Here is a 24,361-nt window from a genome sequence, read left to right as displayed (position 1 = left end):
AGAAGTCCTGGAACGTCTCATTGAATCAGCCTTGAAAAATGGTGAGTCCCTACCAATGAGACGTTCGCAGCTCAAGAAGTCCTGGAACGTCTCATTGAATCAGCCTTGAAAAATGGTGAGTCCCTACCAGAGCCTCGACTCTTTGATAAGACACTACAGGTTGCCTAAATGGGGAGTCGTTACGATGGGTATTGACGAATTACTCAAAGAAAAGCGCGGGGAAATTATTGCCATTGCCGCTAAGCACGGTGCATTCAATGTGCGTGTATTTGGCTCTGTGGCACGCGGAGAGGCGATCCCTGGGAGCGATGTTTTCTCATTGACTACTCCAGCGAACATCGCAGTCCCTGGTTTCCCGTGGGTCTCACTCGTGATTTGGAAGACTTGCTGGGACGCAAAGTGGATATTGCAACCGTAGAAGGCTTGAAAGACCGCATTCGGGCGCGAGTGCTGAGTGAAGCTGTTCCCCTATGAGAAGCGATACGGAACGTTTACACGATATTGTAGAAGCGATCGTAGGGATCGATCGCTTTGCTAGGGTTACTGCCCTGGACTAATACCGTCTTTGGCTTGATGCCTATTTCGCTAATTCTGAGCATTGAGTTCAAAGTATGGCAACTCAATGCTCAGGGAATTTTTTCCAAAAACATTCTTAAGGATTTCTGCTTTTGGCATAGGGCGATCGCTCTACGTTGAAGTATGAGACGTTTTCTGAGCCGTACTTAAGCTGCTAATGCCGCCATACTGCATCCGTTGATAAACCCCCTGCGTAGGAGCCAACCAGACCTTCCCTGTTCCCCGGAACGTCTGAAGCAAAGCCTCACCACTGGTCAATGTTCCAAACAGACTCTTCGTCGATTTCTCCACCGTAAACTCAATATTGCCTGTTCGCATCAGCGCAAAATTACCGTCCACCTTCAATGTTTCATTATTGAGCTGAATACAACGCACTTCGCTAGTAGGTACGGGCAACTCGAACACACAGATTCCACTGCCCTTGATCTTAGTTTGGAAAAAGCCTTCACCGCCCAGAAATGCTGATGATAAGTTCTTTTGCATTGCGACCCCAACTTCCAGTGACGCTTCAGAGCAGTAGAACAATCCTTTGTCAGCAATAATTTCCTCATGATTGAGGTGATAAATCAGAAAGTGCCCTAGAGAAGGTTCTAGATAAATCTCACCCGTCCCTCGGTAGCGCGGTTTGAACGCCGATTCCTGGGTCAGCATCTTATTCAGTACAGCTTTACCTAGTCCACCCATGCCTCCCGCTTTATTTTCAATCTCAATTCGACCATGCATAAAATGAAGCGCACCTGCTTCCACTTGTGCCTCTCCATTCTGAAGCGTAATCCTAACTTGCTTCAATTTGAGTCCAGCCTGGTTGGCAAAGAAAACAGTTTGGGCAGTAAACGGATCGCGGGAACCAGCTAGAGTCCTGTATGCCAAAACTTCTACCTTGAACGCACCATGAGATGCAGAATCGAGTACTTGCAATCCATCATCAGTTTCCTGAGATGAACCATTCTCCCCTTGCGCTTGATGATCCCCAGGCTTATGCACAGGAGGGAGCGGCGGAGACGTAGAAGTAGGGTTCGCTTTTGTAGCTCGCTCAAATAGACCAGTGACTTTTGCTGCTGGCATCCAGCTTCCAGAATCTTGTCGAACGGTTGTCTCTGGCAAAATCAGCCCTTGTGTTACCGCTTGCACCAGTTCTGCTGGCGACAATGGACCGACCTCGTCATCCATAAACCTGTAATACCATACAACTGCCATTCTTGCTCTCCTTAAGTGCTATATACGGTTGATCAGGCAAAAGGAGTGGAGGAAGAATCAACATCTTCTACAAAGACTCTCCTTGATGTCCGGATTTAAAGTTCCCCGTTTGAATGGGAGATTGCTCCGCTGATTGTGCCTAATTAAGCCTTGCACTTACAGAAACTCCTCCATGAGTATTTCAGAGTTAGACTGAGCATTGTCTGGGATATCATCCAAAACGATTTGCCTGAGTTGAAAGCGCAGATTGAAGCGATACTTCGGCAGCTAGAAGGTTAGGGTACGATCGCTCCCATCATCCTCAAACTGCTGTTCGCCCACGCCAACGAGTTCCACAATGACAGTGCGAGCAGGTGGAGTCCAGTTGCCGTGTCGCGGTTGGACGCTGACGGTGGTACGCTCACCTTCTTGCCAAACGCGATACTCCGTAGTGGCCCAGGCACCATCCCGATAGTCAAAACTACTCCCGTCATCCTCATAGAGCGTGTATCGTCCTTCTCCTGACCAGATGCGGAGGCGAATTTCGTCCACAGGGCGTTCATCCACATACTGCATCACGGGCTGCATGGGAATAATGGCTCCCGCTTTCACGTAGAGGGGCATCCGCTCCAAGGGGGCATAGGCGAGGATGTGAGTGTTGCCGTCATAGCGATCGCCTGTCCACCAGTCGTACCACACACCTTCGGGTAGATAGACAGCACGATGGGTGACACCGGGACGATAGACGGGAGCCGCCATGAGAGACTCACCCAGAAAGACCTGATCGTGCAGGGCGTAGGTTTGGCGATCGTTTGGGTAATGGTAGAGCAGGGGACGGAGAATCGGTGCGCCTGTGGTTGCAGCTTCCCAAAAGGCGGTGTAGAGGTAAGGCAGCAGTCGGTAGCGCAGTTCAATGTATTCGCGGCAAATGCGTTCGGTTTGTTCGCCAAAGACCCAGGGTTCGTGCTGTTCAGTTTTCATAGACGAGTGGGCACGCATCAGAGGATAGAGCAAACCGACCTGCATCCAGCGGGCAAAGAGTTCTGCGGTTGCATTGCCAGCAAAGCCGCCAATGTCGCACCCAACGAAGGCGACACCGGAGAGACCCATATTGCAGAGCATGGGAATGGAAAGCTCCAGGTGTTCCCACCAGGACTGGTTATCACCCATCCACACCGACGACCAGCGCTGAATGCCCGCAAAGCCCGATCGCGTCAGTACGAACGATCGCTCGTTAGGACGGAGCCGCTCTAACCCTTCGGCACAGGCTTGCGACATCCCAGACCCGTACAGATTATGCGCTTCGGCGTGAGTTGTTTGTTCCTCAGTATTACCCTGTGGCGAATCGAGGGGAAACCAGATGTGAACGCCGTCATCGCCAAAGGGGCGATCGACAATGGCAGGCTCATTCATATCGTTCCAGATGCCTGCCACGCCCACATCGGTCAGCGCTTTCTGAGCCTTGCCCCACCACTGGCGGACTTCGGGCTTGAGAAAGTCGGGAAACACGGCTTTATCGGGCCACACGTAGCCGTGAAAGATCTCACCATTTGCCTGACGCACAAAGTAATCTTGCTCTAGCCCCTCCTCAAAGATGGTGTAATCGGCTTCCGGTTCATACTTCACGCCCGGATCGACGATCGTCACCACGTTAAAGCCCGTTTCCTTGAGATCGCCAATGAGCTTAGCGGGGTCAGCAAAGCGTTTGGGAGTCCAGGTGAAGACGCGGTAGCCGTTCATGTAATCGATGTCTAAATGAATGACATCACAGGGAATATGACGATCGCGAAACTCTTGCGCCAGCTTTCGCACAATGCTGTCCGACTCGTAGCTCCAGCGGCACTGATGGTAGCCGATCGACCATTTCGGCGGTAGTGGCATCCGTCCTGTAAGCTGCGTATAGGTTTCCAAGATTTTGGCAGGGGTAGGGCCGTAGATGATGTAGTAGTCCAGTTCGCCGCTGTGGGTTTCCATCTGCCAGATGCCGGACTTGGTAGCTCCCAGGTCAAACTGACTCCAAAACGTGGTGTTGAAGAAGATGCCATAGCCCACGTTGGGACGCAGCGCCATGAAGAACGGGATCGCCTGATACATCTCATCCGTCAACGTGGTGTAGTCGAGGGCGTCATTTGTCCAGTTGGTTTTACGCTCCGATCGCTTATCTAACAACCCAGTACGCTCACCAAACCCGTAGAAATGCTCGTCTGTCTCGATCGTCTTCCAACCCGCCACCGTATTTTCTGACCAGCCAATGCCCGTTTCGGCATCCTCTGCGAAGTGTCTGCCTGCCTGATCCATACACACGATGCGGCACGGATTGCGCTCAATGCGGAGCAGCACCTTATCAGTGTTGATCTCGATCGCCTCTTCCGTTTCCTGCACACCCATCAGCACAGGCAAGTAGTCTGAGTCATCCTTTGCCACAGCCCACGATCGGCGGGGTAGGAGTTTTCCAGTCGGTGCCAGTCGTACCCGAATCAACGATTGGGTTAGCACCGTGACGGACAGGAGCGCGTCACCACACTGGCAGTAAACGCCGCGATCGTCCTGCTCAACGGCTGTCACTGCGCCCAGGGTCGTCCAGGAGCGGGCATGAATAGGAAGTTTGCCAAAGACTTGGGGCATAGGAAAAAGGATAAAGGCTGAAGAATAAGAGGTTTGTCCTGCAAGCTTGAATGGCTGTAAATAGTTAGCTCATTGGTATCTCTGGGTACACTGCGCTGCAAGGCAACGCTGATTTTACACTAACTAGAACGCTTGGAGATTGCTATGGGAAGTCTTGTAACCCTCGCTGTGTGGGCTTTATGCGCTTATGCTTGCTACAACATCGCCAAGTCCAAAAATAGAAACAAGGAGCTATGGACAATCCTGGGGATAGTATTCGGTTTGTTTGCCGTAGTTGCGATTTCTTTCATGTCAAATCTGCCGCCTGCATAAATTGGGCGTTGCACACAGAACACCCGCCTTTTAACCTACTGCTACGCAGAAGCAAACTATAGCCTTCAGCCTTTCAACAGCGACTCTGTACCATCGATCCAGACTTCGGTGCCGCTAATGTGGCTGGAAGCATTGGAGACGAGGAACAGTACCAGTTGTGCGACTTGCTCAGAGGTGCCTGGTTTGCCATCGGTGAGCGGAATCTTGCCTTTGGGGAACTCCACAGGTGTTTGAATGTCTTCCAGGTCGCGTTTCTTTGTACTTTCGTTGATTTCGGTTTCGATCGCCCCTGGACAGATGACATTCACCCGCACACGATGCGGTGCCAACTCTAGCGCCACCATTTTGGTAAACGCCACCTGCGCAGCTTTAGACGTAGCGTAAGCTGTTGCGCCTGTGTTGCTAAAAATCCGAGTGCCGTTGACCGATGCTGTGATGACGACTGCTCCACCCTGACGCTTGAGATGAGGCGTGGCGTATTTAACGGTCAAAAACGTGCCTTTGAGGTTGGTATCGAGTGTTTTGTCCCACTCTTCAGGCGCGAGTTCCTCCAAAGGTGCCCATACGCCATTAATACCCGCGTTCGCAAACACAATATCGATGCGCCCAAAGGTCTCACTAATCTGCTGAAAGGATTTTTGCACCTGGTCGGGCTGCGCAATATCGGCAATTGTCACCAGTCCCTTGCCACCGTTTTGCTGCACCTTATCGATCGTCTCCTGACTGTCTTCCGGCGTGTGATCGATGGTGGCGATGATTGCCCCTTCCTGAGCCAACAGCAGCGCTGCCGCTCGACCAAGCCCAGAGCCTGCCCCAGTAATTACAGCAACCTTGCCCTCAAGCATCTGTCCTGTCATGGTTGATTCCTACGGTTAGTGCTTCCATCCGTAAGGGTCATCCACGCACTGCCGCTTTTCCTCTGTCTGTGGGAGAGAGTTGGGCTTCTGTCTGTAGTGGGTTTAATCACGTTCGTGGCATCGCTAAATTACGTGAGACGATAGGACGAGGTTTTTATGACGTACACCACATCAGATCTCAACAGTGAGAAGATTAAAGCATTCCAAAACTTAGATGTTGATCAGCAGTTGGCCTTGTTCTGGTTCATCTACACCGAAATGGGCGAATCCATCACTCCTGCGGCACCCGGTGCAAGTACGGCTTCACCCGCGATCGCCGAAGGGCTGTTTAGTCAGGTCGAGAAGCTGTCGCATGAGGAGCAGTTGCAGCTACAGCGCGATTTGATCACCCACAAGAATACCCAGTTAGCCCGTGAGTATAGTGCGCTTGGTGACACCACAAAACTACTATTCTGGTACCTGTTGGCTCAAGGGATGGACAAAGGCACAGTCGTTCCCGTGCCTGCTGATTACAAACTGCCAGGCGCAGCTGAATCTCTGTTTACCCAGATCAAAGGATTGGAGTTTAACGAGCAAATTACGCTCTTCCGCGACATTGTTTCACCGATGGGTGTCGACCCCAACGCGGTTGAACACGACAGCGAAACAGGTCTGTAAGCCCATCGGCGATCGATGGGCTTACAGTTAGGTCAGTAGGGCAAAGCAGCGCCAGTCATGCTTTGCCCCTTTTGATGCAATGTCCTCTGTGCCACCCCATCCTGCAAGTGAATCGCTTACTTACCCCAAATACTCCTATTCGGGGCGCGTGGGGGAGTTAGGGCCCCACATAGCGGGGGCCGGGGGGAAGTCCCCCGGTCAAATGGTATAAGATCTAAGACCGACCCCTTCAACGATCTTCCATGACCGCCGCTCGCCGCTATCACATCACAACCTTCGGCTGCCAGATGAACAAAGCCGACTCCGAGCGTATGGCTGGCATTCTGGAAACAATGGGCTTTGAGTGGGCAGAGCAGCCTGATGATGCAGACCTCATTCTCTACAACACCTGCACCATCCGCGACAACGCCGAACAAAAGGTGTACTCCTACCTGGGTAGGCAGGCCATTCGCAAGCAAACTCAGCCAGATTTGACGTTAATTGTTGCCGGGTGCGTTGCGCAGCAAGAAGGGGAACAGCTCTTGCGCCGCGTACCCGAACTGGATCTGGTGATGGGGCCACAACACGCTAACCGCTTACAGGATTTGCTGGAAGACGTGTTTAGTGGCAATCAGGTCGTCGCCACCGAGCCGCTCCACATCATGGAGGATATCACCAAGCCGCGCCGCGATAGCACCGTGACGGCCTGGGTCAACGTCATCTATGGCTGCAACGAACGCTGCACCTACTGCGTAGTGCCCAATGTGCGCGGTGTGGAGCAATCCCGCACGCCCGAAGCCATTCGTGCAGAAATTGAGGCACTGGCAGAGCAGGGCTTTAAAGAAATCACGCTCCTGGGACAAAACATTGATGCCTACGGACGCGACCTCCCCGGTTCTACGCCTGAAGGTCGCCACCAGCATACGCTGACTGATTTGCTTTACTACATCCATGATGTCCCAGGGATCGATCGCATCCGGTTTGCCACCAGCCATCCCCGCTACTTTACCGATCGCCTGATTCGTGCCTGCGCGGAGTTACCCAAAGTTTGCGAACACTTCCACATCCCCTTTCAGTCGGGTGACAACGATATCCTCAAAGCAATGGCGCGAGGCTACACCCACGAGAAGTACCGCCGCATTATCGACACCATTCGCCACACCATGCCCGATGCGGCCATCAGTGCGGATGCGATCGTCGGCTTTCCTGGCGAAACCGAAGCGCAGTTTGAACGCACGCTGCAACTGGTCGATGACATTGGCTTTGATCTAGTAAATACGGCAGCCTATTCGCCCCGACCCAACACGCCTGCCGCGCTCTGGCAAAACCAACTCAGCGACGACGTGAAGCGCGATCGCCTCCAGCGTCTTAACCATCTCGTTGCCATTAAAGCGATGGAGCGATCGGAACGATACCGCGATCGGGTCGAAGAAATTCTGGTGGAAGCGCAGAATACGAAAGACCTGACTCAAGTAATGGGACGCACCCGCAGTAATCGCCTCACCTTCTTCCCCGGCGATATTGCCACGATGAAGGGCAAACTCGTTCCCGTCAAAATCACCGCAGCGCGAGCGTTTAGCCTGACGGGTTTAAAGGCCTAACTGCGGCAGTGTGATACGTTATGCCACGGCAACCCAATTTTGTTCCCCTTGCTTCATTCTCGAAGTCTCAGTGATTTCGGCTTTCCCACCGCATCCAGGGAGGCGAACTCTCCAGATTGCTATCGTATGCTGGCGTTACCTCTTCTGGGTGATCTAACGTTGCTAGCGTGATGTCAATAATCTCACTGCCATCGTCCACAACCAAGAGCGAGCTACCACATTTGGGACAAAAGCCCCTCTGGGTGCTTTCTGACGATCGATAGAGGGCTGGCTCTGCCCCTTCATACGTCAGTGAAGCAATGGGAACGTTTGCCCAGGCTACAACGGGTGCTCCTGCTGAACGCTGACACATGCGACAGTGACAAAAATGGGGCGAGCTAGGCTCTTCGCTCAAATGATAACGGATGTACCCACATTGACACCCACCCGTATAGTTGCTCATCTCGCAGACCTCCGCGCAACTTAGAGAAAAGACAGTAGTGTATGCGTACCACAAAAAATGATACCAATTTGAATTGAAAATGCGACACATCCTGTAGGGGAAAGGCATTGCCTTGCCCCTACCCACCGATTGATCTATAGCCGTCATTCTTTAAATCGGTATGAGATGTGCCAAGCCTACACGAGTCGGCACGCAATGAATATGCCTTGCTAGGGGCTATCATCAATTACCAAGACACATGACTTGCAGCAAGGGTTCCAGACCCTAGCCTGGTTTGTGAGGACGGGCGCGGTAAGGCTAATACTCAAGGTTTCTGAGCTTCATTGCTGACACGCCCTAAAGTAGCTTAGTTGGTGGGATTGCTCTGCGACTTATGCTGCGGAGAGTGTGCGTCCGTCGCCTTTTTTTCGCGCTTGAGCTTTTCTTCCATTTCTTGAATCTGTTCTTTGCGGGCTTCTAGATCTGATGAGTGGACATCCATGATCCGTTTCTCACGCTTGAGCTTTTCTTCCATTTCCTGGATTTGCTCTTTGCGGGCTTCCAGCTCCAACGCACGACGATCGAGTTCCTGACTTTGCAGCGTGAGCGACTGTCGCCATTGTTCGGCGCGTTCCGTTTCTTGCTGCAAAAAGGCTGGTGTGATGCCGTTAACCAAAAACTTCTGCACAATGTCTAACAGCCATTCCTTAGCATCTTCAGCAGATAAGACCTGGCGACTAGGGCCTAGCTCAACCAACACAAACATGCCTTCGCTGAAGTTACTGGCTTCTGTGGCAAGAATGGTTTCCTCTTCTAAAAGAAGCGCCCACGCGTTTTCAGACTTCTGCCGCGCTAAGAGCTGTAGCCCTGACTTACCTAAAAGCCCCTTTTTTTGCACTTGCGCCAGATACAGCATTCCCTATCTCTGCCTTCGTGGGTTTAAGAACAACCGTATATCGTCTCGCCTAGACCTTCAAGAGTGGGGCAAACATCCTGGTGATAGGTTCCAAACTATACGGTTTAAACGGTTCTGTTTAAATTGTAAGCTGCACCAGTAGCCTATGGAGATGAGTATAACCTTGACTTGAGCGGTTTCCAAAGTGAACCACAATGACTTCACCTGCAAGCCGCTGCGATCGTCCATTAGCGCACATTGACAAAGCGTTCCTGGGCGATCGCGCGTAGCTGCTGCAAAGCTTCACGACGCGAAACAGACAACGGAATAGTGGCCTTAATGGTGTCAACTAGAATCGCTGTGTCTAAAGGCTTTTGCACGTAAAGGGCACGATAGAGCGCTGCAATAACGGCTTGCTCGATTTCGGCACCGCTAAACCCATCGATCGCCTGCACGAGTGCGAGCAAGTCGAACTGCTGAGGCGATTGCTTGTGCCGTGCCAAGTGAATTTGCAGGATCGTCGCGCGTTCCTGATCATTGGGCAAATCGACAAAGAATAGTTCATCGAACCGTCCCTTCCGCAACAGTTCCGGCGGCAGTTGAGAGAGGTCATTCGCCGTTGCCACCACAAAAATTTCCTGCGATTTTTCTTGCATCCACGTGAGGAAGGAGCCGAACAAGCGCCGACTCAGCCCGCCGTCGGCATCGCTTGTACTGCCACCCAATGCCTTCTCGATTTCGTCAATCCACAAGACGGTGGGTGCCATTGACTCTGCCAGCGCGATCGCCTGCCGAAAGTTTTTCTCCGATTCGCCGACATATTTGTCATACAGACGGCTGGTGTCAAGCTTGAGCAAGGGCATTTTCCACGCGCGGGCGATCGCCTTTGCCGCTAGCGATTTGCCGCATCCCTGAATACCCATAATGAGAATGCCTTTGGGTGGTTTTAGATTCAACGCTTTTGCCTGGGGGCTGAAGCCTACCCGCGCCTCTGCCAGCCATTGCTTGAGTCCGTTAAATCCACCTAGATCCACAGGGGCATCGCTGGTGGGAAAATATTCCAGTACGCCGCCTTCTCGAATGACCTGAGCTTTCCGCTGGAGAATGCGTCCCACATCTTGCAGCGTCAGCTTGCCATCCTCCAAAGCAGCATAGGCAATGACCTGTCGTGCCTGCTTTAACGTCATGCCGCTCAATGCCTGCACCAGCGCTGGCACATCCGCATCCTGTAGCTCGATCGCCACACGATTTTTCACACGCAAAGATCGGATGGCATCAGCAACGACCTGCTGTAGCTCATCGCGTCCGGGTAACTTCAGGTCAAAGTAAACGACATCGTGAGCAATCTCAGCAGGTAGTTTGATCGCATTGCCTGTGAGAACGATCGCCGATCGGCTCTGAGCAAACAGCTGCACGACTTCTCGAAACTGACGCGCCACTTCCGCATCTTCTAAATGCCGAGCAAAGTCCTTGAGCAAGAACACCGCTTTAAAGCTGATGTCCTGCATGTACTTCAGTGCTTTCAGTGGTTCTGTTGTGTTTTCAAAGGCAGCAGGTTTGTGTGCTGCGGGTGGGGCACATTCATCTACCCAACGATTTTCGGATGGACTGCCGAAGTTGCCAGCACCGTGCGATCGCGCCAAGCCCTGTGTGATGCTCCACTCCAGCAACTGCATCTTCATGTCCTGCGTGGCTTCTTGCAGCAAGGACTGCACCCGCTCTTCCTCCACCGTCTCAATCACGATCGCGGGGTGGAACGACATGATCAGCGTTTGCAGTTCGTGAATGCTGGCAGCAAGGGAACTGGGCGACGAGTGCATAGGCGTTACGTAGAGCAGATACCGCTAACTACGCTAGAGTGCCCGTTTATTCCTCAAAGGCAGCATGGACGAAAGGGATCGATCATCTATGTTAAAAGTCTCTATTTTTTACAAAATGCAAACATTTTAGCCAAACACCCATCAGAAGTGGCTTTGGTCTGGACTGCTTTCTGAGTGGCAGGCAAATGGGATCGGCAATTATACATTACCGTTCGAGTTAAAGTGAAAGATAGAACTTACGCAACTGCCCCCTTAAATCCTCCAATTCTGGGGGACTTTGAGTACTTGCTCCCCAAACTTGGGGGCCGGGGGCCAGTTCTGCGAGAATTTGCGTAAGTCCTAAAAGAAACAGATTGCAGCAAGGGCAAACCAATGACAGTTCGCCAAAGACGCGACAGCAAAGAAGAGTTGGCTCAACGAGGGTAAGCACTCTACGAGTCTGGCATCCGGCAGCAAGTTGAGGCAGGCAACGAGGGTACGGAGTCTGAAGCAGGGTCAATGATTTACGGAGTGGTGAATTTACGCCGTGAAGCAATGCTTCCATTGGTGGTCGGTAACTCGAATGAACAGCGGCAAGTAATCGATACGGTGATTGATACAGGATTCAGTGGATTCCTGTCTTAACCCTCTGCGCTCATTGCTACCCTGAATCTACCTTGGAGTGCTTCTGCTATCGTGACTCTGGGCGATGGCAGTGAAACTCTCTTTGATTTGTATGCTGCGATTGTGATTTGGGATGGGCAGTACCGCTGACACAGTAGAGCGCGATGGTGAGGGAGGCTGCTGCTCTGCTGAGTGCGTTTGCTTGAATGCGATCGTCGACCCATGCTTCACAATGCTTCTGGGAGCACTCACGACCAGCCGCATACAAATCGCTGAACCCGCCCGGGTAAAAGCTACTTGCTGAGAACCATCGGTTATTTGCAATCGTCAACTCAATCGTTAGTGAACTTGTTCCATTTCGCAACTCTGGTTTGTTGCGGGTCTTTGTCAGCGATCGCACCCATTGCTCAAACTAATTTTTCGGTTCTGTCGAAATGCCAGTCTCTCGTTCGTCATTAGAGTAGGAAGCAGAGAAGCCAAAACCTCCTGTGCTTGAATCAAACCCAAAACGGACAAGAGCTGATGAAATACGCCATTCTGGTTTACGAGACTGAGCAAGACTTTGCAAACCGTGAACTGCACATGCCCGCCTACAATGCCTACTCACAAGCCCTGGCTGAAGCGGGCGTAGCAGCAGGAGGAGCGGCACTGCACCCCAGCCACACAGGCACAACCATTCGGCTGCACAACGGACAGCGAAACGTGCAAGATGGCCCCTATGCCGATACGAAAGAACAACTGGGCGGCTTTTTTATCATTGATGTTCCCGATCTCGATGTGGCTTTAGATTGGGCTTCCCGTTGCCCTGCCGCCAGCAATTGCGCGGTTGAAGTGCGTCCCTTGCTACCCATGCAGGCATAGGAGATCCGTCATGAAACTTTATTACTTTCCACCTTCGCCCAACACCCGCAAAGCTCATGCTGTTGCAATTCATCTGGGACTGTCGATCGACCTGCGTTTAGTGGATTTGCAGCAAGGCGAACAGCGCACGCCAGAGTTCATGCGGTTAAATCCCACAGGTCGCACGCCAGTCTTACAGGATGGCGAGTTCATTTTGTGGGAATCGACGGCTATTATGCAATATCTGGCTAGCCAGATGCCCAACGCGCTTTGGCCCGATGTACCACAAATTCGGGCAGATATTATGCGCTGGCAAAGCTGGCAACTTGCCCATTGGCATCAGGCTTGTCAGCCCTTGCAGTATGAGAATTTTGTCAAGCCACTCTTACAGCTAGGCGAACCTGATGCGCAAGTGGTGCAACAGGCGACGGAGCGCTTTCATACAGAGGCGATCGTGCTCGATCAGCATCTGGCAGAGCGTGCATTTTTAGTCAACAACACCTTGACGTTGGCTGACTTTTCGGTAGCCAGTGACTTAACGTATGCCGTGCCTGGGCGCTTTCCTTTAGATAACTATCCGCACATTCGGCGGTGGTACGGGCAGCTTGAGCAGTTACCCGCATGGCAAGAAACCGCACCGAGGAGCTAAACGCGGATGGATGCACGCCGAGCGGCAGAATTGGCAGCACGCAACTCCTACGGTCGGTTGGTGGCTTATCTAGCTGCACAAACGCGGGATGTGGCAGCGGCTGAAGATGCCCTCGGTGAAGCATTCCTTGCGGCCCTCAATACCTGGGCAGACAGTGGAATACCCCAAAACCCTGAAGCCTGGTTGTTGACAATAGCACGCCATCGACTGATTGACGTTGCGCGGCGCACGCAGGTTCAGACCAAGGTTCTCAATAAGTTGAAGCTTGATGGATTGGAATGGCAAGCTGAACCATCGTTAGATGCAGTGATCTTTCAAGACGATCGCCTGAAATTACTGTTCCTTTGCGCTCATCCCGCCATTGATGCAGCCATTCACACCCCATTGATGCTGCAAACCGTGCTTGGTTTGAATGCAGTACAGATTGCTTCTGCCTTTTTGGTTGCACCTGCCACCATGAGCCAGCGACTTGTACGAGCAAAGGCGAAGATTCGGGATGCGGGCATTGCGCTTGAGTTACCTGACGCACGAGATTTGCCGACTCGACTGATAGCTGTGCTAGAAGCCATTTATGCCGCGTTTACTCATGCGTGGGAAACCGTAGATGGGGGCGATCCTCGGCATCAAGGACTGGCAGAAGAAGCGGTTTGGCTGGCACGGTTATGCGTTCAGCTCATGCCCCAGGAGCCAGAAGTGCGAGGGTTACTGGCGTTGATGCTTTACTGCGAAGCTCGACGTGAAACGCGTCGCACCACAAATGGTCGCTATGTCCCATTATCGCAGCAAGATACCCAGCTTTGGGCACAGCCCATGATCGATGAAGCTGAGCGTGAATTAGCAAAAGCCGCGACCTATAAGCAATTGGGACGCTTTCAACTGGAAGCAGCCATTCAATCGATCCACGCTCAACGTGCGACAACGCAGCAGGTTAACTGGGAAGCACTGGCCTTGCTTTATGAAGGGTTAGTGCAGCTTTCACCAACGCTGGGTGCGTATGTGAGTCAAGCGGCTGCGATCGCCGAAGCCAAGGGCTCAGACCAGGGCTTACAACAACTTGCGGCACTCCCAACTGAGGCGGTGAAGCATTACCAACCCTATTGGGCTTTGAAGGCTCATCTATTCAAGCAGTTGGGGCGTGAGCCTGAAGCGCAACAGGCTTATACACAGGCGATCGGTTTAACCGAAGATGCCGCTATTCGGGAGTTTCTGCTCCATCAATCGCGCTCTAATTAGAGGGCAAGCGTAAATGCTGCCGCTGCTGCTAGGGCTGCTACCGTCCGTACATGGTTCCAGGCTGTCCAGTTGGTGAGATAGCGAGTCCATAGCGCGGCACCGTCACTGCTGGTTGGTTCGACGGCTGCAAGGGCATCGTTGAGCGGTACGTTAAAAGCGATCGTGACCAGAAACGTGCCGATAAGATACAGCAGACTACCAATGAGTAAGAAAGCTGCACCGGGTTGTTGCCACTTGAGCAGCGACACGATCGCCCAAAAGAAGCAAACGGCGGCTGTGCCAAGAAATGCAGCCATAAACAGAGGATTAATCACGGTAATGTTGATGGCCTGCATAGCCGCAATCCCTTGTGATGGCTGAAGGCGGGCAAGAGCGCTCATGACGAAGGTTGAAAACGCGAAGAAAACGCCTGCGACCAAGCCACAGCCTAAAACCGTGAAAAGCTTCAACACAAAAAGTGCATCATTTGTGATCGCCATAAACCCTCCTGTCACTTACGCCATTGCCTTGTTAGCACCTTCTTTCATGAGTATTACTCTTATTGGATGCCGTCTAGTGCGTGCAGATCATGTTCCAAGACGACCTACCGCTTGGAAACCGTGAGAGTACACCAAGCTGTGGTTTTGCGGTACATTTCTGTGCAACATGTGTTGACTTCATGATGGATAACTCACAGCGTTGCTAAATACTCATCCATGCAGTCAAAGGTGGAGTTCCAACCTGCAACAACGCCCATTTCTTCGTGCTTACGGCGATCGTCTGCTGTAGCGTGCAGGATCAGGAGGGTTAGCTTGGTTTGGTTGCCCAACGCCTCGAAGGTTGCAGTCACGACAATTCCTTGTGGCAAATCAGCATTGATCACCGCTTCAAAGCCTTCATCAAACTCATCGCTCGTAACAATCCGCTCAGGAGCCACGATTTCACGAAACACCCCTTTGACTGGGTATTCCGTGCCATCTGGGCCAAGCATGACATAACGCCATTGCCCACCTGAACGGAAATCTAGCTCAGTAACACGGGTGGTAAAGCCTTTGGGTCCCCACCATTGGGTGATGTGCTGCGGCTCTGTCCAGACCTTGAAGACCAACTCGCGTGGTGCATTGAAGGTGCGGGTGATGACGATCGCACGATCGGACTGAGACTCGGACTGAGCCATTGTGGAATCATGATTGTTGCCCATTGGGATTCTCCTGGGTTTGCGATGCTGTTTGTGAAACTTGCAGGTAATCATCTAGCTATCGAGGCGATCTTCCCAGTATTAGCGATGTTGCTGGAGCCAATCTGCCACTTTCTTGAATGTTCTGCATTGATTTGACAGGGTCGCCATCGAGCCTCTCGCTCGCGTGTGATGAATGAGGATGCTCTACCCCCTAAGTTGTTAGAAATGGCTGAAAGGCTCATCTCATACCAATTTGAATTGAAAATGCGACACATCCTGTAGGGGCAAGGCATTGCCTTGCCCCTACCCACCGATTGATCTGTAGCCGTCATTCTTTAAATCGGTATCAAAGGGCTTTGCCAACTCCAGCGACGAAAGCCTCGTCCTGTATGACTGGGCCAGAAACGCACGTCGAGTGAGATCGGCAAGCGCCGCAAGGGTGGCACTCAGGTGATCAAGAGACATCTGATCGGCAGACCATCCTTTACTTAACCGTGCGGTTAATTACCTAATAGGTTAAGTGTACTAGTCCAGAATGTCAAGGGCTATCTGGTTACTGGCTCACAAAAGGCGCGATCGCAGTTCAATCACAGCGTGCAAGCGTGATCCTAACAAACTGAATCCGTTGAGCGTTGGTTTGGGTAAGGCAGTCTTGAACCGATGCTTAGCAGCAAACAATTTATCACGCAGAATGGTCTCACCTGTTAGAAGATTGCTAGAGCCGTCAAAGCGACTAAACAGGCAAGCTGAATCACTAAGCTCAAGAGCCGAAACAGTGGATTTAGGCCAGCGATGTGAATCAGTGAATGGAGTAGCCGAAAGGCTATGTACACAACAACAATTGAGTCGATGACAGTTCCAGAGACACCGCGAATGGTCAGAAGAAAGACAACCCCCAAATACAGAGGAAGGTTTTCTACTAAGTTGGACTGCACTCGGAATAATCGCCAAAGCAAGCTTTCGTCGTTTTGCATGCCGAAATCTTTGGGAGAACCGCCAGCCGATAGGTGTCGAATTCTAACGGCTAGCAGAAGGACAACGACGGCGATCGTCCATACAATAAAAACGGCTAGGCCCCAAAGTGGTATGGTCATCTCGATCGTAGGCATGATTAAGTTCCTCGACTTCAGTAACGGTTAAAGAATCAACGATGAGCTACTGCTAGAAGCGTCAACCACTTCCACAATTTGTCATAAGGTACCTCAAACAAATAAAATCCCACGTTGAAGGGATAGGTGGCTGGATGGACTCGCCGTAAGATGTTATTTCCCGGCGAGTATCCTGAATAAGCTATTCATGTAGCTAGATAAGCCGATCTTCATTGACTGAGGGTAGTTCGTTGATTGACAGACAAAAGTCTTGAAAGGCTGCTGGCTTTGTTGCTCGTCCGCCCGTGTTTAAAAGCCGGACTAACGGTGCGAAACCCGTTAAAACGAGTTGCAAGGCGCTTGCAGTCCTCTATCCTTCGGGAAGGCAACGCCTACAAATGACTTCCTGTTATTAGTCCGCACTTTGAGTGCAGGGTAGAGCCGAAATCATGGAAAGATTTGTCAGCCAATCAGGGGTAGCTCGATCAATTGAGTCATTTTAGTCCGAGCTGATGCGATCGAGTCTGCCAAACTAGCACCTCCAAACTCGTCACTTTCAACTGCGATAAAGGTAATGTCGGTAATGCCAACAAATCCAAAAATAGTGCTTAGATACGGGTCTTGATGATTCATCTTCTCGTTACGTCCTCCTGGCCCAAAGCCAGAATCCCCTCGCGCTGTCATGATTACCATTTTCTTACCAAGTACGAGCGGCTGATAGCGGTTCTCAACCTGCTCTGGCACAAACCCAAACGTTCTCCCAGGCCGCACAATCTGGTCAATATACGCCTTGAGCGTACTGGGTATGCTGAAGTTATACATCGGCACTCCAAGCACATAAACATCTGCCGCCAGAAACTCGTCTATGAGTCGATCGCTAATGCGAATAGCCTCAAGCTGGGTTGCCTCTGGATGAGAAGTTGCATAGGCCGCTGCAATCCAGGCTTCATCGACATGGGGTACGGGATGGCGACCAATATCTCGATACGTAATCGTGTTTGTAGGATGTGCCTGTGTCCATCGGTCAGCAAATTCTCTAGTCATGCGGCGAGAATGGGAGCGTTCACCACGCGGACTCGCATCGATTTGTAGTAGGTGTGCCATAGCTTCTCCTGATTCACTTACCTGTTCAGCTTAGGCAAACGGTTTCAGCTCAGCTATCTCATTCTTGTGGGGCTATCACAATCTTGCGATCGATTCAGCGCTTGCTGGCAAACTCTCAATGAGAAGCCAAAGGCATACAATCAGAATAAAATTCCTTGGACTGATCTCATGAAGTCGATCGCTCCTCCTGCGCTTGAATGTCCCTGTCTACCTGTGCTGTCTAGCCGAAACAAGGGGTGGGAAAACATTTTGGTGGAACAATTTCAGCACTCATCGGGGGAGGGAAAAACTCGTTTCAAAGAGGAACACACGATTTGTCTGTCGCTGGCATCGCGCCCGGTGCGCTTTCTCTTCATTCAAGGTGGCAAGACGCACACAAGCCTGTATAGCAAGGGCGACATTTCCGTAACGCCTGCTGAAACACCGTTTTTTGCCCGCTGGGACGGCGATGATCACTACTTGCAGATCCGCCTTGCATCCAAGTTTATGCAAACGATCGCCCGCGAAACGCTGGACAAGCAGCCCGATCAGCTAGAGCTATTGCCCACGTTTCGGACGCGTGATCCTCAAATTGAGGCGATCGGGCTGCTGCTGTTGTCCGAACTTCAGCAAAAAAATGTCGGCAGTAGGCTCTACGTCGAGTCGTTAACGAATGTGCTGGCAGTGCATTTACTCAGGCAATATGCTGTGGCGAAACCACACCTATCTGTTTATGAGGGTGGCTTACCTGAGCGTCAACTGCTGTACGTCCTGGAATATCTGCATGAGCATCTGGATCAGGACATTAAGCTCGCGGATTTAGCGGCGTTAGTGGGGATGAGCCAGTTCCATTTCAGCCATTTATTCAAGCAATCGATCGGTCTACCTCCCTATCAATACCTGCTACAACAGCGGGTAGAACGAGCCAAGCAACTATTGAAGCAAACCGATCGCACCATTGTAGAGATTGCTTTTTTATGTGGATTCAATAGCCATAGCCATTTGAGCAAACAGTTTCGGCAATTGACTGGCATTACGCCAACAGCTTACAGAGCTAACTAACGATTATGGATCGTTAAAGCTTAGGAACATGCGATCGATGCTGCTCTCTAAAGATCACAATTTCTAGTGAGCAACAGTCTAGACATCATCTACAAACACTATGCAAGCCGCACTGCGTAGTATCTAACTTTTAAGGTCAACTTTATCTCTTTCTAGGAAGTAACTCGTCTGAAAGCGATGCCAGGACGGGGACTTGAACCCCGGACACGAGGATTTTCAGTCCTCTGCTCTACCAACTGAGCTATCCCGGCGGGGTGTAGCGCTTTAACAACTTAGCAAACCCATGTAACCAATTGCAAGCTAATTTTGAGAAAGAGTTGATCGCGCAGCGAGATAGGCTTTGGATTCAGAGCAGGAAGCCAGTTTCGTGCGGCAAAATGAAGCTAGGTAGTCTCATTCGACTGCGATTCTCTCATCTTCATAACGCATGGATTGGCAGGAAATTTCTGGTAATTGGGTTTTGGTACCGCCACGCCCCACTGCGATCGTCCACTTTTTGGGTGGTGCCTTTGTGGCAACCGCACCTCACGTCACCTACCGCAGGTTTTTAGAGCAATTAGCTACGCAAGGGTATGTAATTGTTGCCACCCCCTTTGTCAATACGTTTGACCACACCGCGATCGCCAAAAGCGTCCTCAAAGAGTTTGAGCAGGCTTTAGAGACGCTCTACGCCAGGGTGTTGCATAAACGCTATTTGCCAATTTATGGCGTAGGTCACAGTATGGGCTGCAAGCTGCATTTGCTCATTGGCAGCTTATTTTCTGTGGAGCGATCGGGCAATATTTTGATTGCCTTCAACAATTTTTCGGCTCGGAACGCCGTGCCTCTGGTCGAACAATTTTCGCCTATCTTTGCAGTCGAGTTCACACCATCACCACTGGAGACGAATCAACTGGTTGCTCAGCGCTACCAGGTACGCCGAAATTTGCTGGTGAACTTTACGAACGACACGATCGACCAGTCTGCTAAGTTAGCTAATGTGTTGCAAACCCGTTTTCCAGGCATGATTGCGACTCAAACCCTGTCTGGCAACCATTTGACCCCACTTGGCCCGGACGTTAGCTGGCAAATGGGCGACGTTTTCACACCTTTTGACGCGATCGGGCAATGGGTTCGTCAAGGTGTTTATCGAGAACTCCATCAGCTAGAACGTACTGTCTTGCGGTGGCTCGATCCATTAGCGTCTTTCAGCTAGCGTCTGTACCACCACCCAGTTTTTGACGACGCTTGCCGCTCCAGCAGAAGAAGTACCTTAGATACAGTTCTGCAAAGATGTAGCATAGTCTGACTGCGACGTAGCTCATTGGGTCTTCGGGATGGCATTTTTCAAGCCTTTGGTTCAACTAGGGGTCGTATGTTTACTCACCGCACTCATGTGTTTAGTAATGGTCGAGTTTTTACAGACCAGCCCCCTGTGTAGCATTGGTTTTTTGTGTCTGGCGACGCTAGGGGCACTTTTAACGGCTAATGCTCTGTGAGGTCGGTGGATCTTCAGTCTCATCAGGACGGGGATCGGTTTTAGAGTACAGGGTATAGGGTTTGGGGAATGCAAACGAAGCAGCTATTACTGTAAGCAACCATTAGTCGTTGGCAATAGAGTGTGATGCAGGAATCGCCATCAATCTTGAATCTCAAGACTTGAATCTCATGATAAGATTCACTGGGTTTAGAGCGATCGCTGTGGCTACCTATGGAGACTGAATCTGACGTTGAGTGGAATGGGTTAATGGACATTGAAGCGGTACAAAAAACGCTCAATCGTTCTAGAGCTTCCATCTATCGCTATGCCAATACGGATGCAAATGCGTTGAATCCGCCCTACGATCCAGCCCTTTTAAACCCTGAATTACGCCTACACAAGGATGATATCTTGCGGTTTCATCCCAACGAAGTGGCTCGCTTTGCCAGAGACGTGCTGAAGATCAAGCATGTCACAGTTGAAGTGCGTGAAGCTCCCCCCACACCTACACAGGAGCTTCTACAGGAGATCCTAGCCGAACTGCAGCGCATTTATGCACTACTGAAGGAGCGATCGTAGAAAAGTAGTCCAGGTAGGCTACAGCATGTGCCTGGAAGTGCAATTTCTCCTGTTGAGGCTCCTCCCTCCTGCTTGACTGACAAATCTCTTTTGTAAGCGATTGTCTTGGGCCGTGACACCCACATAGCCCTCTTGTCCCGGTAGGCGGTCTTGAATGCGTGCCCATTGATCATCGCTCAAAGCGTCACGTCGAGTCGTCATGGTGGTGCTAGTCAGGTGCGTTAATGGTGTTTTCCCTCTAGCTCAACTAATTAATGACACGCTCTAGGGGCTGTCATCAATTACGCATACACATGACTTGCAGTAAGGGTTCCAGCCCCTAGCCTTGTGAGGACGGGCGCGGTAGGGCTGATACTCAAGGTGTCTAAGCTTGATTGATGACGCGCTCTAGGGAAAGTTGACCTTAAGGATGCATTTTGGGCGGCACTTTGGTACTATGTATATAGTTAGGATTCATCCGATTGGGGGATTCCGCACTAAGTTCTCAGCTTTGTTAAAACTTTTTGTTTTTGCTGATTTTAATTTAAGAGCAACCCGAGAAACGTTTCTAAAGCTTTATTAGGATTACTGGTCGCATTTAGTACGCTTACTAGGCACTCCTATAGGGGTTGATACAAGCGCTTACAATGCTTGATGGTACTTTGCCATTATCTCCATCCATAGGTTGCATTCATCCATCTGGAAGCTATGGGGTTTTCTGAGTGATTGCTGTTTCATCTCGTCCTGTCAAGCGCCACTGGAATACGGTTAGCTTTGCCTCTACGCTGTACCTCATTCCAGTTTTGGATTTGTTGTTGGCGGAAATCCCAAATCGTTGGAAGGCAGAGATCCGGCTAGGGTTGCAAGAAGCGTTAGTGAATGCTGCTAAGCACGGCAACGCCTTGGATCCCAGCAAGACGGTTCTTGTGCGGTTTTCGGTTGTTGCCAATCAGCATTGGTGGGTTATCTCAGACCAGGGTGCTGGTTTCAACACACCTGAAGAGGCGCTGCCTTGTGACGAGCAGGAGTGCGGGCGCGGTATGTATATCCTTCACCAAATTTTCGATCAGGTTCAGTGGAATCATCAAGGAACTGAACTGCGCCTCTGTAAGTGCGTCAGAAGTCCTTATCGGTTGCCTTTATTGACTTAGGTCGGTTAAGCAATCTTATCGGCCGCTTGACTTTATTCCATGCGAGATGCGTCTGCGTTTAGCCTTTACTGGTTTGAGTCGCTCTCACTGGTGTTGTCAACAAAGTGGTAGGGCGGTAACGCGCCTCCTAAAGCAATTTGCCATTCGGGGTGCTGCGCCTGCAAGGTTTGGATTGTTTGGCGAAGTTGCTGCTCTCGATCGTATGCGAGTAGCAGGTGAAGGGTCTTGTTTCCTGTTTGGTCTTCGCTCAAGCGACAGTGGCGATATGTTTGAGTGATGGTCTGCTCAATTTGCTTGAACGCTGCTTGCTGCTGTTGTTGGTGCAAGAGCTGGGCTTGAAACTGTTGCTTCTTGGCAAGGAAATAATCTTTACCCTTGATTGCTGAGCCAATGGCTAGCTCTGGTAACGTTTGAGGTATGAGTTTGAGCGTGTATTCGGCCTTTCCTTCTAATTGGGCCAGCTTGTTGAGATAGGTCTGCTGCTGGGTGTACAAATGTGCTTTTAAGCCTTCCAGCGAGTTAAAGCTTGTACCAAAGCGCAAGGGTAGGATGGTTGTTTGCACAAACAAGTCACGAATGACGCGATCGTGCCCAAGGACAGCTTGCATGAGAAGAGTGTCGTCCTGTTTGAGGGCGTCTAAGGAGATGGCTGGCTCAACCAACGCAGAGAGCTGCCCAGTCTCGATCGATTGCACCAAAGCAACAATGCCGTGTGGCAAGTTTAAAGGTGCAGGGGGTGTTTTACAAAAAGCGTAGGTATACATCAAAGGGCGTCCGCAACAAACGCAAGGCTTATACTTAGCTTCATGGTGCCAGTTTGCCAGTCTTGCTCAATGTCTTCAAGCCACGTAATCGAAACACCGTCTTTTAGCAGCCGATAGGCAAACATGGTTTCATCAAGTTGCTGCTGTAGATGATCGATGACTGCTGTGATTGGTGTTGGCTGTGAGCCGACTGCCGTGTTAATTTGAACAACTGTGCTGCTGCTTAGCGAAACTACGTCTGACTCAATCGATCGCCCAGTTGATAAGTCGAGCTGATAGTCTACATCGGTTGCCTTTAAGTGCAATGCTGCAAGCAATCGGAGCGTACCCCGTTGCCAGTGTGCATGGGGTTGTAATACTTGGGCAGATATACCTCCTACGAGTCGCATTATATCGTGTGTGCTGCTGGTGATTGACCACAGCAGGTTTGGGACGAGCTCATCCATTAGCAGCATGGGGTGCAGCAGCTCAAGACCAGACGTGTTGAGCTGCTGCTCACAACTGTCAATTGCGGCTTGGACAATGAGCGCCAGGTGCGCTTCCTTTTCGCCGCACGTTATCTGCTGATGGCGCAGTTGAGCCAGGGTCTGTTCACACTGCTGCTGAGCGGTTTCTTGGGCATAACGCTCTAGAGCCTCGGTTTCGGTCAGCCGCACCAAGGTGGTAGGGCTGAGCAGGCGATCAACTGGATTAACGACGGATACATGGGTTTTGGACAGTAAGCCCGCGATCGCAGGCTTTGCCGCTGTGGGCCATTGGGAGGCGCTATTTTGAGCCAGCCCAACTGTTTCTTCCATGAGCTCTGCTTCAATCAATTCAGGTTCAATCAATTCAGGATGTCTGGCGCTCTCTTCGCTGCCATCAGTTTGAGCGATCTGTGTGCTAAAGGCAAAACCCAAGCGAAGTCGGAGGTCGCCCGCTTGCCAGTCTATTCCAGGCTGTAGTAGCTCGATCGCGACTCCTTGAAGAAATGTATCGAGCCCAGACACACTGGTTTGCAGTTGGCGCAAAACAGCTTGCAGTTGATGCTTTACCTGACAAGGGGAAGCGTCACTGGCTTCGATCGTTGTGCAGCGGATGGGTAATGCCGACTCATCTGATTGAACGATCGCGGTTGGTTCTAACATCAACTCAGGCGGGTAGCCAGTGGCTAAATCAAAACACCAGCGGATGGTGGGCGCTTCTACTTCTAGCATGACCACTAATCGCAGCATGCCACACACCCAGCCTTGCTCCGGTAGCCAGCGCTTTGCGCGAATGCCTTCAATGAGGTGCATGGCGCTGTAAGAACTGCGAGCAAGACGCCAAAGTAAAGAGGGAATCAGGCTCTCGATTGTGGTGAAAGGGCTAGGCAGCGGGGAAATGAGGTCAAACGGACTGACTTGAGGTGAATGGCTAATGGCTGGCTGCGGGCTGTTGACTACCGCCTGACGCTCTGCATGCAAGGCATCCAGCACGTCGTAGGCTTCTTCGCTTACGTAGGGAAGTAAAGTTTCAAGCTTGTGGGCTTCGCTAAGTGAACCTTCTGGAGCGGCCAACGGGGACAATCGCGCCAGGTTGATGATCGCTATCAGCCGCTGCATAGCTGCCAGTAGAGTCTCGGAATTTACTGCTGCCGCGATCGGTTGCCCACACGACAGCGGATTCACAAACTTAAGCACGGTCTGATGCACCGTAGTCCAATCAAATAGTGGAGGTTCTGCTTGCGTTGGACTGGCAGAAGACTTGTCAGATGTGATGAGGAGAGACGGGTTGGGCATAAGTGACCATCATGGGCTGTTCAAAGGCGATTA

25 protein-coding genes and 1 tRNA gene are annotated in these 24,361 nt (G+C 51.2%); 11 read left to right on the top strand and 15 right to left on the bottom strand.

Annotated elements, in window-relative coordinates; genetic code table 11:
- Positions 1–687 precede the first annotated feature (687 nt).
- On the bottom strand, positions 688–1,773 hold the full coding sequence (locus tag AC5JLP_RS05420; RefSeq protein WP_496066894.1) for an AIM24 family protein: 1,086 nt from the start codon (positions 1,771–1,773) through the stop codon (positions 688–690).
- 150 nt (positions 1,774–1,923) lie between these two features.
- On the opposite strand from AC5JLP_RS05420, the gene AC5JLP_RS05415 reads away from it, so the two are divergent.
- The gene (locus tag AC5JLP_RS05415; RefSeq protein WP_496066893.1) at positions 1,924–2,052 is read left to right on the top strand and encodes a HepT-like ribonuclease domain-containing protein; all 129 of its coding nucleotides are present in this window, start codon (positions 1,924–1,926) and stop codon (positions 2,050–2,052) included.
- Here the strand turns inward: AC5JLP_RS05415 and AC5JLP_RS05410 are convergent.
- Together AC5JLP_RS05410 and AC5JLP_RS05405 are read right to left on the bottom strand one after the other, a co-directional pair.
- Positions 2,041–4,377 carry a glycoside hydrolase family 31 protein gene (locus AC5JLP_RS05410; protein ID WP_496066892.1) on the bottom strand — a complete coding sequence of 779 codons (2,337 nt, stop codon included), beginning with the start codon at positions 4,375–4,377 and terminating at the stop codon, positions 2,041–2,043. The two genes, AC5JLP_RS05415 and AC5JLP_RS05410, sit on opposite strands and share 12 nt — an antisense overlap.
- A 377-nt stretch (positions 4,378–4,754) precedes the next feature.
- Entirely contained in the window at positions 4,755–5,546 is a 792-nt protein-coding gene (locus AC5JLP_RS05405; protein WP_496066891.1) for an SDR family oxidoreductase, read from the bottom strand.
- Between the two features lie 156 nt (positions 5,547–5,702).
- Here AC5JLP_RS05405 and AC5JLP_RS05400 point away from each other — a divergent pair, with 156 nt between their 5' ends.
- Positions 5,703–6,203 carry an orange carotenoid protein N-terminal domain-containing protein gene (locus AC5JLP_RS05400; RefSeq protein WP_496066890.1) on the top strand — a complete coding sequence of 167 codons (501 nt, stop codon included), beginning with the start codon at positions 5,703–5,705 and terminating at the stop codon, positions 6,201–6,203.
- Positions 6,204–6,445: 242 nt separating this feature from the next.
- A complete protein-coding gene (gene miaB, locus AC5JLP_RS05395; RefSeq protein WP_496066889.1) occupies positions 6,446–7,783 on the top strand; it encodes a tRNA (N6-isopentenyl adenosine(37)-C2)-methylthiotransferase MiaB in 1,338 nt (445 codons plus the stop codon).
- A gap of 67 nt (positions 7,784–7,850) precedes the next feature.
- Here miaB and AC5JLP_RS05390 read toward each other — a convergent pair whose 3' ends face one another.
- From AC5JLP_RS05390 to AC5JLP_RS05380, 3 genes are all read right to left on the bottom strand, one after another.
- Entirely contained in the window at positions 7,851–8,225 is a 375-nt protein-coding gene (locus AC5JLP_RS05390; RefSeq protein ID WP_496066888.1) for a GFA family protein, read from the bottom strand.
- Positions 8,226–8,571: 346 nt separating this feature from the next.
- Entirely contained in the window at positions 8,572–9,120 is a 549-nt protein-coding gene (locus AC5JLP_RS05385) for an HmpF-related protein (protein ID WP_496066887.1), read from the bottom strand.
- 227 nt (positions 9,121–9,347) lie between these two features.
- Complete coding sequence (locus tag AC5JLP_RS05380) at positions 9,348–10,919, bottom strand: AAA family ATPase (protein WP_496066886.1); 1,572 nt, start codon at positions 10,917–10,919, stop codon at positions 9,348–9,350.
- Positions 10,920–11,417: 498 nt separating this feature from the next.
- On the opposite strand from AC5JLP_RS05380, the gene AC5JLP_RS05375 reads away from it, so the two are divergent.
- The 4 genes from AC5JLP_RS05375 (at position 11,418) to AC5JLP_RS05360 (ending at position 14,244) form a co-directional block, all read left to right on the top strand.
- Positions 11,418–11,543: a hypothetical protein gene (locus tag AC5JLP_RS05375; RefSeq protein ID WP_496066885.1), complete on the top strand. Its 126-nt coding sequence runs from the start codon at positions 11,418–11,420 to the stop codon at positions 11,541–11,543.
- Positions 11,544–12,044: 501 nt separating this feature from the next.
- Positions 12,045–12,383, top strand: coding sequence for a YciI family protein (locus AC5JLP_RS05370; protein WP_496066884.1), 339 nt, complete (start codon positions 12,045–12,047; stop codon positions 12,381–12,383).
- 10 nt (positions 12,384–12,393) lie between these two features.
- Positions 12,394–13,011 carry a glutathione S-transferase family protein gene (locus AC5JLP_RS05365; RefSeq protein WP_496066883.1) on the top strand — a complete coding sequence of 206 codons (618 nt, stop codon included), beginning with the start codon at positions 12,394–12,396 and terminating at the stop codon, positions 13,009–13,011.
- A gap of 6 nt (positions 13,012–13,017) precedes the next feature.
- Entirely contained in the window at positions 13,018–14,244 is a 1,227-nt protein-coding gene (locus tag AC5JLP_RS05360) for an RNA polymerase sigma factor (protein ID WP_496066882.1), read from the top strand.
- On the opposite strand, the gene AC5JLP_RS05355 is transcribed toward AC5JLP_RS05360, so the two are convergent.
- From AC5JLP_RS05355 to AC5JLP_RS05335, 5 genes are all read right to left on the bottom strand, one after another.
- Positions 14,241–14,723, bottom strand: coding sequence for an anthrone oxygenase family protein (locus AC5JLP_RS05355; protein WP_496066881.1), 483 nt, complete (start codon positions 14,721–14,723; stop codon positions 14,241–14,243). The genes AC5JLP_RS05360 and AC5JLP_RS05355 overlap by 4 nt on opposite strands.
- A gap of 191 nt (positions 14,724–14,914) precedes the next feature.
- Positions 14,915–15,424 carry an SRPBCC domain-containing protein gene (locus tag AC5JLP_RS05350; RefSeq protein ID WP_496066880.1) on the bottom strand — a complete coding sequence of 170 codons (510 nt, stop codon included), beginning with the start codon at positions 15,422–15,424 and terminating at the stop codon, positions 14,915–14,917.
- A gap of 282 nt (positions 15,425–15,706) precedes the next feature.
- The gene (locus AC5JLP_RS05345) at positions 15,707–15,868 is read right to left on the bottom strand and encodes a hypothetical protein (protein WP_496066879.1); all 162 of its coding nucleotides are present in this window, start codon (positions 15,866–15,868) and stop codon (positions 15,707–15,709) included.
- Between the two features lie 239 nt (positions 15,869–16,107).
- Positions 16,108–16,512 (bottom strand): MAPEG family protein, encoded by a 405-nt coding sequence (locus AC5JLP_RS05340; RefSeq protein ID WP_496066878.1) that lies wholly within the window; start codon positions 16,510–16,512, stop codon positions 16,108–16,110.
- 441 nt (positions 16,513–16,953) lie between these two features.
- Positions 16,954–17,595 carry an FMN-dependent NADH-azoreductase gene (locus AC5JLP_RS05335; RefSeq protein ID WP_496066877.1) on the bottom strand — a complete coding sequence of 214 codons (642 nt, stop codon included), beginning with the start codon at positions 17,593–17,595 and terminating at the stop codon, positions 16,954–16,956.
- A 168-nt stretch (positions 17,596–17,763) separates the two neighbouring features.
- Between AC5JLP_RS05335 and AC5JLP_RS05330 the strand changes: the two genes are divergently transcribed.
- Entirely contained in the window at positions 17,764–18,636 is an 873-nt protein-coding gene (locus tag AC5JLP_RS05330) for a helix-turn-helix domain-containing protein (protein WP_496066876.1), read from the top strand.
- 178 nt (positions 18,637–18,814) lie between these two features.
- Here AC5JLP_RS05330 and AC5JLP_RS05325 read toward each other — a convergent pair.
- Positions 18,815–18,887 (bottom strand) — tRNA-Phe (locus tag AC5JLP_RS05325).
- A gap of 176 nt (positions 18,888–19,063) precedes the next feature.
- On the opposite strand from AC5JLP_RS05325, the gene AC5JLP_RS05320 reads away from it, so the two are divergent.
- Positions 19,064–19,831, top strand: a complete 768-nt coding sequence (locus AC5JLP_RS05320) for a DUF1350 family protein (protein WP_496066875.1) — start codon at positions 19,064–19,066, stop codon at positions 19,829–19,831.
- 495 nt (positions 19,832–20,326) lie between these two features.
- The gene (locus tag AC5JLP_RS05315; protein WP_496066874.1) at positions 20,327–20,674 is read left to right on the top strand and encodes a DUF8631 domain-containing protein; all 348 of its coding nucleotides are present in this window, start codon (positions 20,327–20,329) and stop codon (positions 20,672–20,674) included.
- Positions 20,675–20,692: 18 nt separating this feature from the next.
- Here AC5JLP_RS05315 and AC5JLP_RS05310 read toward each other — a convergent pair whose 3' ends face one another.
- Positions 20,693–20,875, bottom strand: coding sequence for a hypothetical protein (locus AC5JLP_RS05310; RefSeq protein WP_496066873.1), 183 nt, complete (start codon positions 20,873–20,875; stop codon positions 20,693–20,695).
- Positions 20,876–21,375: 500 nt separating this feature from the next.
- Between AC5JLP_RS05310 and AC5JLP_RS05305 the strand changes: the two genes are divergently transcribed.
- Entirely contained in the window at positions 21,376–21,804 is a 429-nt protein-coding gene (locus AC5JLP_RS05305) for an ATP-binding protein (RefSeq protein ID WP_496066872.1), read from the top strand.
- A 65-nt stretch (positions 21,805–21,869) separates the two neighbouring features.
- Here the strand turns inward: AC5JLP_RS05305 and AC5JLP_RS05300 are convergent, their stop codons facing one another.
- Both AC5JLP_RS05300 and AC5JLP_RS05295 read right to left on the bottom strand, forming a co-directional pair.
- On the bottom strand, positions 21,870–22,568 hold the full coding sequence (locus AC5JLP_RS05300; RefSeq protein ID WP_496066871.1) for a GvpL/GvpF family gas vesicle protein: 699 nt from the start codon (positions 22,566–22,568) through the stop codon (positions 21,870–21,872).
- Positions 22,568–24,328 (bottom strand): hypothetical protein, encoded by a 1,761-nt coding sequence (locus tag AC5JLP_RS05295; protein WP_496066870.1) that lies wholly within the window; start codon positions 24,326–24,328, stop codon positions 22,568–22,570. Before AC5JLP_RS05295 ends, AC5JLP_RS05300 begins: the two co-directional genes overlap by 1 nt.
- Positions 24,329–24,361 lie beyond the last annotated feature (33 nt).

The sequence above is a fragment of the Stenomitos rutilans genome (assembly GCF_059505485.1).
This window is presented reverse-complemented; position numbering and strand designations above follow the sequence as displayed.

What these genes read in the sequence shown, in the direction of transcription:
- AC5JLP_RS05420 (WP_496066894.1), bottom strand. Translation starts at nt 1,773, where the DNA reads ATGGCAGTTGTATGGTATTACAGGTTTATGGATGACGAGGTCGGTCCA.
- AC5JLP_RS05335 (WP_496066877.1), bottom strand. Translation starts at nt 17,595, where the DNA reads ATGGCACACCTACTACAAATCGATGCGAGTCCGCGTGGTGAACGCTCC.
- AC5JLP_RS05345 (WP_496066879.1), bottom strand. Translation starts at nt 15,868, where the DNA reads ATGTCTCTTGATCACCTGAGTGCCACCCTTGCGGCGCTTGCCGATCTC.
- AC5JLP_RS05355 (WP_496066881.1), bottom strand. Translation starts at nt 14,723, where the DNA reads ATGGCGATCACAAATGATGCACTTTTTGTGTTGAAGCTTTTCACGGTT.
- AC5JLP_RS05365 (WP_496066883.1), top strand. Translation starts at nt 12,394, where the DNA reads ATGAAACTTTATTACTTTCCACCTTCGCCCAACACCCGCAAAGCTCAT.
- AC5JLP_RS05405 (WP_496066891.1), bottom strand. Translation starts at nt 5,546, where the DNA reads ATGACAGGACAGATGCTTGAGGGCAAGGTTGCTGTAATTACTGGGGCA.
- AC5JLP_RS05370 (WP_496066884.1), top strand. Translation starts at nt 12,045, where the DNA reads ATGAAATACGCCATTCTGGTTTACGAGACTGAGCAAGACTTTGCAAAC.
- AC5JLP_RS05410 (WP_496066892.1), bottom strand. Translation starts at nt 4,377, where the DNA reads ATGCCCCAAGTCTTTGGCAAACTTCCTATTCATGCCCGCTCCTGGACG.
- AC5JLP_RS05360 (WP_496066882.1), top strand. Translation starts at nt 13,018, where the DNA reads ATGGATGCACGCCGAGCGGCAGAATTGGCAGCACGCAACTCCTACGGT.
- AC5JLP_RS05320 (WP_496066875.1), top strand. Translation starts at nt 19,064, where the DNA reads ATGGATTGGCAGGAAATTTCTGGTAATTGGGTTTTGGTACCGCCACGC.
- AC5JLP_RS05380 (WP_496066886.1), bottom strand. Translation starts at nt 10,919, where the DNA reads ATGCACTCGTCGCCCAGTTCCCTTGCTGCCAGCATTCACGAACTGCAA.
- AC5JLP_RS05310 (WP_496066873.1), bottom strand. Translation starts at nt 20,875, where the DNA reads ATGACGACTCGACGTGACGCTTTGAGCGATGATCAATGGGCACGCATT.
- AC5JLP_RS05385 (WP_496066887.1), bottom strand. Translation starts at nt 9,120, where the DNA reads ATGCTGTATCTGGCGCAAGTGCAAAAAAAGGGGCTTTTAGGTAAGTCA.
- AC5JLP_RS05350 (WP_496066880.1), bottom strand. Translation starts at nt 15,424, where the DNA reads ATGGGCAACAATCATGATTCCACAATGGCTCAGTCCGAGTCTCAGTCC.
- miaB (WP_496066889.1), top strand. Translation starts at nt 6,446, where the DNA reads ATGACCGCCGCTCGCCGCTATCACATCACAACCTTCGGCTGCCAGATG.
- AC5JLP_RS05330 (WP_496066876.1), top strand. Translation starts at nt 17,764, where the DNA reads ATGAAGTCGATCGCTCCTCCTGCGCTTGAATGTCCCTGTCTACCTGTG.
- AC5JLP_RS05295 (WP_496066870.1), bottom strand. Translation starts at nt 24,328, where the DNA reads ATGCCCAACCCGTCTCTCCTCATCACATCTGACAAGTCTTCTGCCAGT.
- AC5JLP_RS05390 (WP_496066888.1), bottom strand. Translation starts at nt 8,225, where the DNA reads ATGAGCAACTATACGGGTGGGTGTCAATGTGGGTACATCCGTTATCAT.
- AC5JLP_RS05340 (WP_496066878.1), bottom strand. Translation starts at nt 16,512, where the DNA reads ATGCCTACGATCGAGATGACCATACCACTTTGGGGCCTAGCCGTTTTT.
- AC5JLP_RS05375 (WP_496066885.1), top strand. Translation starts at nt 11,418, where the DNA reads ATGATTTACGGAGTGGTGAATTTACGCCGTGAAGCAATGCTTCCATTG.
- AC5JLP_RS05400 (WP_496066890.1), top strand. Translation starts at nt 5,703, where the DNA reads ATGACGTACACCACATCAGATCTCAACAGTGAGAAGATTAAAGCATTC.
- AC5JLP_RS05300 (WP_496066871.1), bottom strand. Translation starts at nt 22,568, where the DNA reads ATGTATACCTACGCTTTTTGTAAAACACCCCCTGCACCTTTAAACTTG.
- AC5JLP_RS05315 (WP_496066874.1), top strand. Translation starts at nt 20,327, where the DNA reads ATGGAGACTGAATCTGACGTTGAGTGGAATGGGTTAATGGACATTGAA.